This is a genomic window from Streptomyces corchorusii (assembly GCF_001514055.1).
GTDB classification, from domain to species: Bacteria; Actinomycetota; Actinomycetes; order Streptomycetales; family Streptomycetaceae; genus Streptomyces; species Streptomyces olivaceoviridis.
The window spans coordinates 554942-568968 of sequence record NZ_KQ948355.1; the positions used below are offsets into that span (position 1 = coordinate 554942).

The 14027-nt window shown below is 72.9% G+C and carries 9 protein-coding genes; 4 read left to right on the forward strand and 5 right to left on the reverse strand.

The window, feature by feature from the left end; genetic code table 11:
• Positions 1-15: 15 nt before the first annotated feature.
• The 3 genes from AQJ11_RS15120 to AQJ11_RS51040 all read right to left on the reverse strand — a co-directional run bounded on the left by AQJ11_RS15120 (position 16) and on the right by AQJ11_RS51040 (position 6249).
• The gene (locus AQJ11_RS15120; protein ID WP_059263387.1) at positions 16-4272 is read right to left on the reverse strand and encodes a HAMP domain-containing protein; all 4257 of its coding nucleotides are present in this window, start codon (positions 4270-4272) and stop codon (positions 16-18) included.
• Positions 4273-4537: 265 nt separating this feature from the next.
• Positions 4538-5188 (reverse strand): thiamine pyrophosphate-dependent enzyme, encoded by a 651-nt coding sequence (locus AQJ11_RS51035; protein ID WP_244218245.1) that lies wholly within the window; start codon positions 5186-5188, stop codon positions 4538-4540.
• Positions 5185-6249 (reverse strand): thiamine pyrophosphate-binding protein, encoded by a 1065-nt coding sequence (locus AQJ11_RS51040; RefSeq protein ID WP_244218246.1) that lies wholly within the window; start codon positions 6247-6249, stop codon positions 5185-5187. The genes AQJ11_RS51035 and AQJ11_RS51040 overlap by 4 nt, the downstream gene beginning before the upstream one ends.
• 189 nt (positions 6250-6438) lie before the next feature.
• On the opposite strand from AQJ11_RS51040, the gene AQJ11_RS15130 reads away from it, so the two are divergent.
• From AQJ11_RS15130 to nrfD, 3 genes are read left to right on the forward strand one after another with little or no spacing between them, the layout of a single operon-like run.
• Positions 6439-7353 carry a ubiquinol-cytochrome c reductase cytochrome subunit B gene (locus AQJ11_RS15130; protein ID WP_244218247.1) on the forward strand — a complete coding sequence of 305 codons (915 nt, stop codon included), beginning with the start codon at positions 6439-6441 and terminating at the stop codon, positions 7351-7353.
• The gene (locus tag AQJ11_RS15135) at positions 7337-8353 is read left to right on the forward strand and encodes a 4Fe-4S dicluster domain-containing protein (RefSeq protein WP_014670625.1); all 1017 of its coding nucleotides are present in this window, start codon (positions 7337-7339) and stop codon (positions 8351-8353) included. Before AQJ11_RS15130 ends, AQJ11_RS15135 begins: the two co-directional genes overlap by 17 nt.
• Positions 8350-9369 carry an NrfD/PsrC family molybdoenzyme membrane anchor subunit gene (gene nrfD, locus AQJ11_RS15140; RefSeq protein ID WP_208616514.1) on the forward strand — a complete coding sequence of 340 codons (1020 nt, stop codon included), beginning with the start codon at positions 8350-8352 and terminating at the stop codon, positions 9367-9369. Before AQJ11_RS15135 ends, nrfD begins: the two co-directional genes overlap by 4 nt.
• A gap of 45 nt (positions 9370-9414) precedes the next feature.
• On the opposite strand, the gene AQJ11_RS15145 is transcribed toward nrfD, so the two are convergent.
• Together AQJ11_RS15145 and AQJ11_RS15150 are read right to left on the reverse strand one after the other, a co-directional pair.
• The gene (locus AQJ11_RS15145) at positions 9415-10128 is read right to left on the reverse strand and encodes a haloacid dehalogenase type II (RefSeq protein WP_059263389.1); all 714 of its coding nucleotides are present in this window, start codon (positions 10126-10128) and stop codon (positions 9415-9417) included.
• Positions 10118-10456 carry a hypothetical protein gene (locus tag AQJ11_RS15150; RefSeq protein ID WP_059263390.1) on the reverse strand — a complete coding sequence of 113 codons (339 nt, stop codon included), beginning with the start codon at positions 10454-10456 and terminating at the stop codon, positions 10118-10120. The genes AQJ11_RS15145 and AQJ11_RS15150 overlap by 11 nt, the downstream gene beginning before the upstream one ends.
• A gap of 250 nt (positions 10457-10706) precedes the next feature.
• Between AQJ11_RS15150 and fdh the strand changes: the two genes are divergently transcribed.
• Entirely contained in the window at positions 10707-13967 is a 3261-nt protein-coding gene (gene fdh, locus AQJ11_RS15160) for a formate dehydrogenase (RefSeq protein WP_244218248.1), read from the forward strand.
• The last annotated feature ends 60 nt before the right edge of the window (positions 13968-14027 follow it).

Sequence of the window (14027 nt, forward strand, 5' to 3'; positions counted from 1 at the left end):
TGCTCATGGCCGTGTTCATGCGGGGAGCCAGCGCCGGACACAGGCGATGAGGTCGTGGGTGTCGACCGGTTTCGTGACGTAGTCGCTGGCGCCGGAGGCGAGGCTCTTCTCCCGGTCGCCCTGCATGGCCTTGGCGGTCACGGCGATGACCGGCAGGTCGGCGTACTGCGGCATCTTGCGGATCTCCGCCGTGGCGGTGTAGCCGTCCATCTCGGGCATCATCACGTCCATCAGGACGAGTTCGACGTCCGGGTTGTGCAGCAGCGTCTCGATGCCCTTGCGGCCGTTCTCCGCGTGCAGGACGCGGAAGCCGTGCAGTTCGAGGATGCCGCTGAGCGCGAACAGGTTCCGGGCGTCGTCGTCGACGACGAGGACGGTACGGCCCCGGGTGTGCTCGTCGATCAGGTGGGGCGCGGTGTGCTGGGTCTCGTCCCCGCGGACCAGGGTGAGCACCTCGCCGGGCTCCTCGGCGGACAGGTGCAGGGCGATCCGTTCGCGCAGCTCGTCCAGGCTGAACAGGTACTCCAGCGAACCGCCCGCGGTGTCCTCGGCGAGGGGTTCGGTGCGGTGCGAGCCGTGCACCAGCACCGGGACGCCGGTCAGGGCCGAGTCGGCGCGCAGCGCCTCCAGGAACCGGGCCGACTCCCCGTCGGGCACGCCCAGGTCCACCACGACGCAGTGGCAGGGTTCGGCGGCGAGGGCACCGGCCGCTTCCTGGGCGCCGACCGCGGTGATGATGTCGACGGGCGTGCCGTCGCCGTCGGTGCGGCCGGTCTCCAGATCTCGCACGACGCTCTCGGCGACAAGCGTCAGCAGTCCGCGCGGGCGCTCCTCGACGACGAGCAGGCGGCGTGGCCGCTCCCGCCGCGCGAGGACCGGCGGACGCTGCTGGACGGGGCCGTCCGGCTCGTCCACGGCCTCCTGCCCGGTCTTCAGGACGGAGCGGCCGTTGCGCAGGAGTTCGTCGAAGTCCGGCCGGGCCACCGGGAGGAAGAGGGTGAACGTGCTGCCCCTGCCGGGGGTGCTGTCCACGGTGACGGCGCCGCCGAGCAGGTGGGCGATCTCCCGGGTGATGGACAGACCGAGCCCGGTGCCGCCGTACTTGCGGCTCGTGGTGCCGTCCGCCTGCTGGAACGCGCCGAAGATGGTCTCCAGTTGCTGTTCGGGGATGCCGATGCCGGTGTCCTTCACCCGGAAGGCGACGACCGCGCCGCCGCGTACGACGCCGGCGGGCACCTCGTCGTCGCCGACGGGTTCGACGCGCAGTTCGACACCGCCCTGCTCGGTGAACTTCACCGCGTTGGACAGCAGGTTGCGCAGGATCTGCCGGAGCCGGGAGTCGTCGGTGAGCAGGTCGGCGGGGGCGCCGGGGGCCGTGGTGACGGTGAAGTCCAGGCTCTTCTGGGAGGTCATCGGGCGGAAGGTGGCTTCGACGTAGTCGATGAGCTGCCGCAGCGGGACCCGTTCGGGACTGACGTCCATCTTGCCGGCCTCGACCTTGGACAGGTCCAGGATGTCGTTGATGAGCTGGAGCAGGTCGGAGCCGGCCGAGTGGATGATGCCCGCGTACTCGACCTGCTTCGGGGTGAGGTTGCGGGAGGGGTTCTGGGCCAGCAACTGGGCGAGGATGAGGAGGCTGTTGAGCGGGGTGCGCAGCTCGTGGCTCATGTTCGCGAGGAACTCGGACTTGTACTTGGAGGCGAGCGACAGCTGCTGGGCGCGCGCCTCCAGTTCCTGCCGGGCCTGTTCGATCTGGAGGTTCTTCGCCTCGATGTCCCGGTTCTGCTCCGCCAGCAGCGAGGCCTTCTCCTCCAGTTCGGCGTTGGAGCGCTGGAGTTCCTCCTGCCGGGCCTGCAACTCGGCCGAGCGGGACTGGAGTTCACTGGTCAGCCGCTGCGACTCCTGGAGGAGTTCGTCGGTGCGGGCGTTGGCGACGATGGTGTTGACGTTGACCCCGATGGTGTCCACCAGCTGCTGGAGGAAGTCCCGCTGGACGGCGGTGAACGGGGTGACGGAGGCCAGCTCGATGACGCCGAGGACCTGCTCCTCGAAGACGATCGGCAGCAGCAGCAGCGCGGTCGGCTCGACCTGTCCGAGCCCGGAGGAGATGGTGACGTATCCGGGCGGCAGCTCGTCCACGGCGATGGTACGGCGGCTGCGCGCGGCCTGGCCGACCAGGGAGCGGCCGAACGCGATGCGGACGGGCCGGGTGTCCTCCTCGGGCCGGCCGTAGGAGCCGACGAGCCGCAGCTCGGGCCCGGCGTCGCTCTCCTCGGCGAGGTAGAAGGCGCCGTACTGGGCGGACACCTGCGGCACCAGCTCGTCCATGATGAGTTCGGCGACGACGGGCAGGTCGCGGTGGCCCTGCATGAGGCCGGAGATCCGGGCGAGGTTGGTCTTGAGCCAGTCCTGTTCCTGATTGGCCCGGGTGGTCTCGCGCAGGGACTCCACCATGGAGTTGATGTTGTCCTTGAGGTCGGCGACCTCGCCGGAGGCGTCGACGGTGATGGAGCGGGTCAGGTCGCCCTCGGCGACGGCGCTGGCGACGTCGGCGATGGCGCGAACCTGACGGGTGAGGTTGCCGGCGAGTTCGTTGACGTTCTCGGTGAGCCGCTTCCAGGTGCCGGAGACGCCCTCGACCTCGGCCTGTCCGCCGAGCCGGCCCTCGGTGCCCACCTCGCGGGCGACTCGGGTCACCTCGTCGGCGAAGGCGGAGAGCTGGTCGACCATCGTGTTGATGGTGGTCTTCAGTTCGAGGATCTCGCCGCGGGCGTCGACGTCGATCTTCTTCGACAGGTCGCCCTTGGCCACGGCGGTGGTCACCAGCGCGATGTTGCGGACCTGGCCGGTGAGGTTGTTGGCCATGGAGTTGACGTTGTCGGTGAGGTCCTTCCAGGTGCCGGCCACGTGGGGCACGTGCGCCTGGCCGCCGAGCCGGCCCTCGGTGCCCACCTCGCGGGCCACCCGGGTCACCTCGTCGGCGAACGCCGACAGGGTGTCGACCATGGTGTTGATCACATCGGCGAGGGCGGCGACCTCGCCCTTGGCCTCGACGGTGATCTTCTGGGACAGATCGCCCTTGGCGACGGCGGTGGCGACCTGGGCGATGGAGCGGACCTGGCCGGTGAGGTTGGAGGCCATCACGTTGACGTTGTCGGTGAGGTCCTTCCAGGTGCCGGCGACCCCGCGCACCTGGGCCTGACCGCCGAGCCGGCCTTCCGTGCCCACCTCGCGGGCCACCCGCGTGACCTCGTCGGCGAACGCGGAGAGCTGGTCGACCATCGTGTTGATGGTGTTCTTCAGCTCCAGGATCTCGCCCCGCGCGTCCACCGTGATCTTCTGCGACAGATCGCCCTGCGCCACCGCGGTGGCCACCTGGGCCACGTTGCGCACCTGCGCCGTCAGGTTCCCGGCCATGAAGTTGACCGAGTCCGTCAGGTCCCGCCAGGTGCCCTTGACGCCCTTGACGTCGGCCTGACCGCCGAGCCGGCCCTCCGTGCCCACCTCGCGGGCCACCCGCGTCACCTCGTCGGCGAACGCGGAGAGCTGGTCCACCATCGTGTTGATGGTGCTCTTCAGCTCCAGGATCTCGCCCCGCGCGTCCACCGTGATCTTCTGCGACAGATCACCCTGCGCCACCGCGGTCGTCACCTGGGCCACGTTGCGCACCTGCGCCGTCAGGTTCCCGGCCATGAAGTTGACCGAGTCCGTCAGGTCCCGCCAGACCCCCGCGACCCCGGGGACCTGGGCCTGCCCGCCGAGCCGGCCCTCGGTGCCCACCTCGCGGGCCACCCGCGTCACCTCGTCCGCGAACGCCGAGAGCTGGTCCACCATCGTGTTGACGGTTTCCTTCAGCTGGAGGATCTCGCCGCGGGCGGGCACGTCGATCTTCTGGGACAGGTCGCCCTTGGCCACGGCGGTGGCGACCTGCGCGATGTCGCGCACCTGCGTGGTGAGGTTGCCCGCCATCGCGTTGACGGAGTCGGTGAGGTCGGCCCAGGTGCCGGAGACACCGGGCACCTGGGCCTGACCGCCGAGGGTGCCCTCGGTGCCGACCTCGCGGGCCACCCGGGTGACTTCGGAGGTGAACACGGACAGCTGGTCGACCATGCCGTTGAACACGGTGGCGATGTCGCCCATGAGCCCGGTGGAGTCGTCCGGCAGCCTGGTGCCGAAGTCCCCGTCGCGCACGGCGGTCAGCCCCGCGAGCAGCATTCTCAGTTCGTGGTCACCCGGGACAGCCTCGGTCGTCCCGGTCGCCTTGCCGGCCATGCGCACCCTCGATCCGCTCCCCAAGAGCCCCCGCGGCGAGGGCTCGGAACCGCGGCCGGGAGCACAGCGCCGCCCAGCCGTTGGTGTGTGCATTTCCGCAGTTCACGGATTTGCATGATGAGAAAAATACGCCGCAGGCTAACCCACCTTCACGGCCTCGGACAAAGCATCCGGCCAACCTGCGACGACCACGAAATTCACCGGCCCCTCACAGGTGTGGAGGGGCGTCGACCGGGTACCCGCAGCAGTTTGGCCGCGGGTGCGCTCAGCCGGACACGCGCAGGAATTTCGCCAGGGGCGCCAGGAGCGGGGCCGGGCGGGAGTGGTCCGCCGTGCCCACCCGGGCCGCCCAGTCCGGCGGCGTCTCGCCGTCCACCACGAACTCCAGCAGCACCGGTCCGCGTCCGGCGAGCACGTCGGCCCAGACCGAGCCGACGTACCGGGGCCGGTCGCAGCGGACGGCGGGCAGTCCGGCCAGGCGCGCGCATTCGGCGTACGGCAGGGCGGGGACCTCGGCGGAGAGCGGGACCAGCGGATCGCCGGCGGCGGCCCGGCGCTGCCAGGTGAGCCGGTTCAGATCGCCGTTGTCGAAGACGCAGAACACGAGCGGGGGCAGGTCGGCCGGCCGGTCGAGATGGCGGCGCACGGTGAGCAGTTCGTTCAGGCCGCCGCCCTGGAGGGCGCCGTCGCCGACCAGGGCGATCACCGGCCGCTCGGGGGCGGCGAACCAGGCCGCCACGGCGTAGGGGACGGCCGCGCCGGGCAGGCCGAGGTGGCCCGAGAGCAGGGACCGCATGCCGGGCCGGAGCCGGAGGTGGCGGGTCCACCAGTCCAGTGAGGTGCCGGAGTCGGTGACGACGACGGCCCGGTCGGGCAGCCGGTCCGACAGCTCGGCGACGACCGAGCGGGGGTTCACCGACGTACCGAAGTAGCGGCGGGGCCTGGCCGCCCCCTCGTCCCGCCAGGCCCCGACGAGCCGCTCGACCCGGGTGCGCCAGGCGCGGTCGGCGGGGGGCGCAGGAGCGGGGCGAGCGCTTCCAGGCAGGCCGTGACGTCGCCGGTCACCCGGACGGCCGGTGCCCCGCCTTCCAGCGGGCAGTCGTCGGGCTCCCGGTCCACGGCGACGATGCGGCACCGGCCGGGGCCGGGGAGCACGGCGGGGTCCAGGTCCTCGGCGCCGGCGAGCAGCAGCGTGTCGCACTCCCCCGGCAGGGTCGCGGCGGCCTCGCTGCCGAGCGGGCCCGCCACACCGGCCAGACACGGCAGGTCGTCGGGCAGGGCGTCGCGGGCCAGGCCCGTCGTGGCGACCCCGGCGCCCAGCAGCCGGGCCACTTCGACCACCTGGCGGGACGCCGGGCGGCCCGCGTTCCCCACGACGACGAGGGCCTTCCCGGCGCCGTCGAGGACATCGGCCGCGCGCCGCAGGTCCTTGGCGGCGGGCGGTCGCGGGGGCGGCGGAACGGGCCGGGCGGCGGGCGGTGCCCCGGGCGCCGGGGCGGCGAGGACATGGCGGGGCACGACGAGACTCGCCGCTCCCCGGTCGGTGAGCGCGGCCCGCACCGCCCGGTGCAGGGCGTCGTCCATCAGCTCCGGCCCGGACACCTCCTCGCAGTACACGCAGACCTCCGCCAGATGGCGTACCGCGTGGCCGCCGATGTGCCGCGCGGCGGGGTCGGCGCCGACGAGGGCCGGCACCGGCGCGCGGTCGGCCGCCGCGTCGTACAGGCCGCCGAGCAGCCGCAGCGCCCGCGCGCCGGGCGGGGCGACACAGCAGCCGAGGCCGCCGCTGAGCTTGGCCTGCGCGCACGCCATGAGCGCGGCGGACTCCTCGCCGCGCGCCTGGACGAAGCCGGGGGCCGTGGGCGCGCCGCGCAGGGCACCGATCAGCGGGTCCACCGCGAGTCCCGATGTGCCGTACACCCGGTCCACCCCCATGAGCCGTAGCCGGGCGGCGACCACCTCGGACACGTTCTCCACGAAGACCTCCTTCGAGCACGGCGCCCACCGGCCCGGGTCACCTTGGGTAGCCGCGCGCCCACCCGCGCAAACGGGGCCGCGCGCTCCGGCCGGTCCGTTGCGGACGCGCGGGGCGCGGGCACCCGTGCCAGGCTCGGAGCAGAGCACCGGGAGTGAGGGCCGAAGCACGGGGCGGAGGGCGAGCACGCGGTGACGGTGTCCGAGGAGCGGCGTTCGGCCCGGCGGGCGGGGCGTGGCGAGCGGTGGGTGACCGCGCTGAACCGGCGGCTGCCGGTCGCGTCCGCCGGGAAGGAGTTCCTGCGCAAGGCGTTCCCCGACCACTGGTCGTTCCTGGCGGCACTGGTGTTCGTCGCGGCGACCGGCGTGCACCTGCTGCGGATCCCGGGCTATCTGGAGGGCGCGCTGCGGCTGATGCCGGGCTGGGAGACGGATGTCGCCGGACACACGATCGTCTGGGACGTGCTCCTGCCCGGTGCGGTGCTGCCCGCAGTGCTGTTCCTGGTCCTGTACGGCTATCCGTTCTTCGAGCGCCGGCTCACCGGCCCGCGGCCCGAGCAGCATCTGTGCGACCGGCCGCGGAACCAGCCCACGCGCACCGCCCTGGGCGCCGCCGCCGTCTCGGCGTACGGCGTGCTGCTGCTGGCGGGTGGGCAGGACGTGCCGGCCTACCGGTTCTCCCTGGACGTGGAGTTGCCGGCCCGGATGTTCCGCACCGCGCTGTTCGTGCTGCCGTTCGTGACCTACCACATCACCAAGCGGGCCTGTCTGGGGCTGCAAGCGGCCGACCGGCGCAGGATCCTGGAAGGCGGGGCGACCGGCGAGGTGCGGCGCACGGCCGGCGGCGGCTACGAGGAGGCGCACACGCTGCTGTCCCGCGAGGGACACGCCCCGGCCGCGCGCCGAGGGCACGGAGGCCTGGCGCTGGTTCCACCGGCACCGGCTGCGCAACGCCCTCAGCCGCTGGTACTTCGCCAAGAGCGTGGAGATGCCGGCCACCGCCTGGGAGAAACGCCGGGTCGAGGTCGTACGGGCCGCGCCGGGCGAGGTACCCGGACAAAGGCACGAGTCATGAACGAGGAGGCACCGCATGAGCGACGGCGCTGAGGGCCACGGGAACCTCCTGTACGGGCCGCAGCCGGACGTGGCCGGGGCGGCCGGTTATCCGGACGCCCCGCCGCGCATGGGCTTCTTCACCGACACCTCGGTGTGCATCGGCTGCAAGGCATGCGAGGTCGCGTGCAAGGAGTGGAACGCCGTGCCGGAGGACGGGCTGCTGCTGACCGGCATGTCCTACGACAACACCCAGGGCCTCGGCGCCGACACCTGGCGGCACGTGGCCTTCATCGAGCAGCGCAAGCCGCTCGCCGGACAGGAGCCGGGGGTCGCGCACGACGACGTCGACGTCTTCGCCGCCGCGTCCCGGCTCGGCACCGGCCCCGCCTCCCCGGGGCCGGGCGCCACCGCTCCCCCGCCGGACCGGGCTGCCGAGGGCGCGCCCGCCGGGGAGATCTCGCCCGTCTCCCCCGACGGACGGACGGAGTTGCGCTGGCTGATGGCGTCCGACGTGTGCAAGCACTGCACACACGCCGCCTGCCTGGACGTGTGCCCGACGGGTTCGCTGTTCCGCACCGAGTTCGGCACGGTCGTCGTCCAGGAGGACATCTGCAACGGGTGCGGCTACTGCGTGCCGGCCTGCCCGTACGGCGTGATCGACCAGCGCAAGGACGACGGCCGGGCGTGGAAGTGCACGCTGTGCTACGACCGGCTCGGCGTCGGCATGGAACCGGCCTGCGCGAAGTCCTGCCCGACGGACTCCATCCAGTTCGGCCCGCTGGAGGAGCTGAGGGAGCGCGCACGGGCCCGGGTGGCACAACTGCACGCGGCCGGCGTGACCGACGCCCGCCTGTACGGCGAGAGCCCGGACGACGGGGTCGGCGGCGACGGCGCGTTCTTCCTGCTGCTGGACGAGCCGGAGGTGTACGGCCTGCCACCGGACCCGGTGGTCACCACCCGGGACCTGCCCGACATGTGGCGGCACGCGGCGCTGGCCGCCGTCTCCCTGGTGGCGCTCGCCGCCGGCAGCTTCGTACGGAGGCAGCGATGAGCGAATCCGATGTGACGCGGGACGGGGTGCGGCACGCGCGGCCCGGCCGTCAGGCACCGACGGGAGTGCGCGCGGGGCGTCGCCGGCGTCGGCGCGGGCGGGGCGAGCAGCCGATGGTGCCGGATGCCGAGTTCTCGTCGTACTACGGCAAGCCCGTCCTGAACAAGCCGACCTGGAAGCCGCTGGACATCGCCGGGTATCTGTACCTGGGCGGGCTGGCCGGAGCCTCCTCGCTGCTGGCGGCGGGAGCCGCGGCCACGGGGCGGCCGGATCTCGGCAGGGTGGCCAAGCTGGGCGCGGCCGGTGCCATCACGTTGTCGCTGGCGGCGCTGGTGCACGACCTGGGGCGCCCGGCCCGGTTCCTGAACATGCTCCGGGTGTTCAAGCCCACCTCGCCGATGAGCGTCGGCTCCTGGATCCTGAGCGGGTACGCGCCGCTGACGCTGGCGGCTGCGGCGACCGAGGTGGCGGGCCGGTACCGGCTGGCGGGCTCGGCCGCCACCGCGGGTGCCGCCGTTCTCGGCCCGGCCGTGGCGACGTACACCGCGGTGCTGCTCTCGGACACGGCGGTGCCGTCCTGGCACGAGGGCTACCGGCAGCTGCCGTTCGTGTTCGCGGGTTCGGCGGCCACGTCGGCCGCCGGTCTCGCCCTGGTGGCGGTGCCCACCGCACAGGCCGGACCGGCGCGGCGGATGGCCGCGCTGGGAGCCGTGCTGGAACTGGGCACCTTCCAGGTGATGAAGCGGCGGATGGGGCTGACCGCGGAGCCCTTCGCGCAGGGAAGGGCGCATTGGCTGCTGCGCGCGTCGGAGGCGCTGACGGCGGGCGGAGCCGCGCTGGCCCTGCTCTCGGCCCGGGTACGGGACCGGCGTCCGGCCCTCGCGGCGGGAGCGGCCCTCCTCACCGGTTCGGCAGCGCTGCGGTTCGGCGTCTTCCACGCCGGGGTGGCCTCCGCGGAGGATCCCCGGTACACGGTCGTCCCGCAGCGGGAGAGGCTCCGGGCGCGGGACCGCTGACGGTGCCGTCCGCCGCTCGTGGCGCACCGCACGGGCGGCCGGGCCTCACCCGATGTCCTCCCCGCCGATCAGCCGCCCCTGGGCGCCGAGCCGTTCGGCCAGGTCGCGCAGGCCGGTGGCCTCGATGGCCGCGGGGAGCCGGGTGGCGGGGTAGGGCTGGGGGGTGCGCCGCAGCCAGGCGGTGGCGAGGCCGGCGCGGGCCGCGCCGTCGATGTCCCAGGGGTGCACCGACACCAGGACGACCTCGTCGGCCGGAACGCCCACGGCTGCCACGGCGTGGGCGTACGGCTCCCGGGCGGGCTTCCAGCGGCCCACCGCCTCGACGTCGAGGTGTGCTTCGAAACAGTCGGTCAGTCCGCCCCGGTCGAGGACCGCGCGGGTGGTGCCGGCGGAGCCGTTGGTGAGGGTGGCCAGGCGGTACCCGGCGGCGCGCAGGGCCCGGACGCCGTCGGGGACGTCCGGGTGGAGGGGCAGCCGGGGCAGCGCGGCGAGGACGTGGTCCGCCGCCGCCTCGGGGTCGGCCACGCCCTGTGCCGAGGCCGCGAGCGTCCGCAGTCCGTCGCGGGCCACGTCGCCGAAGCGGGCGTGGCCCCCGGCCAGGCTCAGGGCGATCCCGTCCCGCAGTACCCCGGCGAACCAGACCGGGAGCGACTGCTCCGGCAGCCCGGTCTCCGCCATCCGGGCCGCGAGCGGGGTCAGGTCGGTGAGGGTTTCGTTGACGTCGAACACGAGGACGTGGGGGCGTCCGTCACCGGGCAACGGGATCTCCTCCTCCCAGGTGGGCGGCCTCGTCGGCCAGGGCCTCGCGTTCCTCGCGGTTCACCCACGACCAGGTGACCGCCGCCGCCGCGATGCCGACCGGCAGCATGCCCACGATCATGGCGAGCCCGGCGGCGGTGTGGCCGGCGGCGACCATGCCGACCGCCGGGAGGTCGAGCAGCGGTGCGGCGAGGAAGAGGTACAGACAGCGGCCCGGGTCGTCCAGCCGGTGCCGGGTGCGGGCGACGGCCGGCAGCCAGAACAGGACCGCGCTCGCGAGCAGGACGGGTTCGGCGACCAGTGCCCCGCCGGGTGGTGCGAGGTCCACGATATCGCCGAGGACGGCCCAGGCGTGCGTGAGGACTGGGGTCTTTCGTTTGGATCAGGCCTGATCCAAACGAGAGGCCCTAGCAGGGGCAGGGCCACGCCCGCGGGGACGCCGATCCGCTCCCAGAGCGGGGAGCGCCGCAGGCAGCGGACGGCCGCCGGGACCACCGCGGCGACGAGGACGGCCGAAGATGCCGTGTGCACCAGGCTGCGGGACAATCGTGGCACCGAGCGGGAGGAGGAGAGGAGCCGTGGGCGTACGCACCTGGATCGACTCCTGGCCCGTGTACCGCCAGCTCACCGGCACGGACCCGCTCGGCCGCGGCGCCGCCGCGAAGAGCGGGCGCAGCGCACGGCTCACACCCCGGGTCGCCACGGCCGACCGGGTGGTGAAGTCCGTCTGCCCGTACTGCGCGGTCGGCTGCGGCCAGAACGTGTACGTGCAGGACGAGAAGGTCACCCAGATCGAGGGCGACCCGGACTCCCCGATCTCACGCGGACGACTGTGCCCCAAGGGCGCGGCGAGCCTCCAGCTGACCACCGGCGACGCCCGCGAGCACCAGGTCCTCTACCGGCGCCCGCACGGCACGCGGTGGGAGCGGCTGGATCTGGACACGGCGATGGACATGATCGCCGACCGGGTGATCGAGGCCCGCCGGTCCGGCTGGCAGTGGGAGGTCGACCAGACCCGCACCCGGCGCACCCTGGGCATCGCCAGCCTCGGCGGGGCCACGCTCGACAACGAAGAGAACTACCTGCTCAAGAAGCTGTTCACCGCGCTGGGTGCGATCCAGATCGAGAACCAGGCGCGTGTTTGACACTCCTCCACGGTTCCCGGTCTGGGAACCTCGTTCGGCCGCGGCGGCGCGACCACCTTCCAGCAGGACCTGCAACACGCGGACTGCATCGTCATCCAGGGCTCGAACATGGCCGAGTGCCATCCGGTCGGGTTCCAGTGGGTGATGGAGGCCAAGGCCCGCGGCGCGAAGGTGATCCACGTCGACCCCCGGTTCACCCGCACCAGCGCGCTCGCCGACCTGCACGTGCCGCTGCGCGCGGGCACGGACATCGCCTTCCTCGGCGGGATTGTCAACTACGTGCTCCGGCACGAGAAGTACTTCCGCGAGTACATCGTGGCGTACAGCAACGCGCCGATGATCCTGCGCGAGGACTTCCAGGACACCGAGGACCTGGCCGGCGTCTTCTCCGGCCTGGACACCGACACCCGCAGCTACGACAACACCACCTGGCAGTACGAGGGCACCGAGGTGCAGGCGGCCTCCGGGGAGCGCGACCAGGAGTACGAGGAGCGCACCCGGGGCGGCAGCTCGGTGTCCGAGGCGGCGCGCGGCGAGGCCCACGGCGCCGGCGGCGCGGCGATCGGTGCGGGGGAACCGGAACGGGACGAGACGCTGTCCCACCCGCGCTGTGTGTTCCAGGTGCTGAAGCGGCACTACGCCCGCTACACGCCCGAGCTGGTCGAGCAGGTCTGCGGGGTGCCGCAGGACGTCTTCCGGCAGGTGTGCGAGCTGGTCACGGAGAACTCCGGACGGGACCGGACGACGGCCTTCGCCTACGCGGTCGGCTGGACGCAGCACACGGTCGGGGTGCAGAACATCCGGGCGGCCTCCGTCCTCCAGACCCTGCTCGGCAACATCGGCCGGCCCGGCGGCGGCATCCTGGCCCTGCGCGGTCACGCCTCCATCCAGGGGTCCACGGACATCCCGACCCTGTTCAACCTGCTGCCCGGCTACATCCCGATGCCGCACGCCCACCAGAACCAGGACCTGGACGCCTTCGTCGAGGCCGAGGCCGCGCACAAGGGCTACTGGGGCAACATGCGGTCGTACGTGGTGAGCCTGCTCAAGGCGTACTGGGGTGACGCGGCGAGCGCCGACAACGACTTCTGCTTCGACTACCTGCCCCGGCTGACCGGCTCGCACTCGACGTACGAGACGACGATGGCCCAGCTGGACGGCGTCTGCAAGGGCTACTTCCTGCTCGGCGAGAACCCCGCCGTGGGCAACGCCAACTCCAAGCTGATGCGGCTCGGCATGGCCAACCTGGACTGGCTGGTCGTGCGCGACTTCTCCCTGATCGAGTCGGCGACCTGGTGGCAGGACGGCCCCGAGATCGAGACCGGGGAGCTGCGCACGGAGGACATCCGCACCGAGGTGTTCTTCCTGCCGGCCGCCGCGCACACCGAGAAGGACGGCAGCTTCACCAACACCCAGCGGCTGCTCCAGTGGCACCACCAGGCGGTCGAACCGCCCGGCGACTCGCGCAGCGACCTGTGGTTCGCCTACCACCTGGGGCGGATCATCCGGCGCAAGCTGGCCGGGTCCGGCGACGAGATGGACCGGCCGGTGCTCGACCTGGCCTGGGACTACCCGACGAAGGGCCGGCAGGCCGAACCGGACGCGGAAGCCGTCCTCGCCGAGATCAACGGCCGCGACGCCGAGGGCAATCCGCTCTCCTCCTACGAGCAGTTGAAGCCCGACGGCTCGACGGCCTGCGGCTGCTGGATCTACTGCGGTGTGTACGCCGACGGCGTCAACCAGGCGGCCCGCCGCAAGCCGGGCCGGGAGCAGGACTGGGTGGCGGCCGAGTGGGCGTGGGCCTGGCCCGCCAACCGGCGGATCCTGTACAACCGCGCGTCCGCCGACCCGGAGGGCAGGCCGTGGAGCGAGCGCAAGGCGCTGGTGTGGTGGGACCCGGACAAGGGCGAGTGGACCGGGCACGACGTCCCCGACTTCAAGAAGGACAAGGCGCCGGACCACGAGCCGCCCGAGGGCGCGAGCGGGCCGGAGGCCCTGTCCGGCACGGACCCGTTCATCATGCAGGCCGACGGCAAGGCCTGGCTGTACGTGCCGGCCGGACTGACCGACGGGCCGCTGCCCGCCCACTACGAGCCGCAGGACTCCCCGTTCCCGAACCTGCTGTACGACCAACAGCGCAACCCGGTACGGCAGTTGCTGCCGCCGCACCCGGACAACCGCTACCAGCCGAGCGGCGACGAGCCCGGCTCCGGGGTGTTCCCGTACGTGGCGACCACCTACCGGCTCACCGAGCACCACACGGCGGGCGGCATGTCCCGCTGGCAGCCCTACCTCGCGGAGCTCCAGCCGGAGTTCTTCTGCGAGGTGTCCCCGGAGCTGGCCGCCGAGCGGGGCCTGGCGCACACCGGCTGGGCGACGATCGTCAGCGCGCGGGGCGTGGTCGAGGCGCGGGTGCTGGTCACCGACCGGATGGCCCCGCTGACCGTGCACGGCCGCCGGCTGCACCAGGTGGGGCTGCCGTACCACTGGGGCCCGAACGGCTACAGCACCGGGGACGCGGCCAACGAGCTGCTGCACCTGTCCCTGGACCCGAACACGCACATCCAGGAGACGAAGGCGTTCGCCGTCGACATCCGCCCGGGCCGGCGGCCCCGAGGTCCGGCGGCCCTGGCGCTGGTGCGGGCCTACCGGATCCGCGCGGGCATCGACGAGCACACGGGCACGGAGCCGTGAGCGGTGCGCGCGGGGGGGGTGAACGGTGCGAGGGAGCTGAGTGTGTGAGCGGGTGAGCGG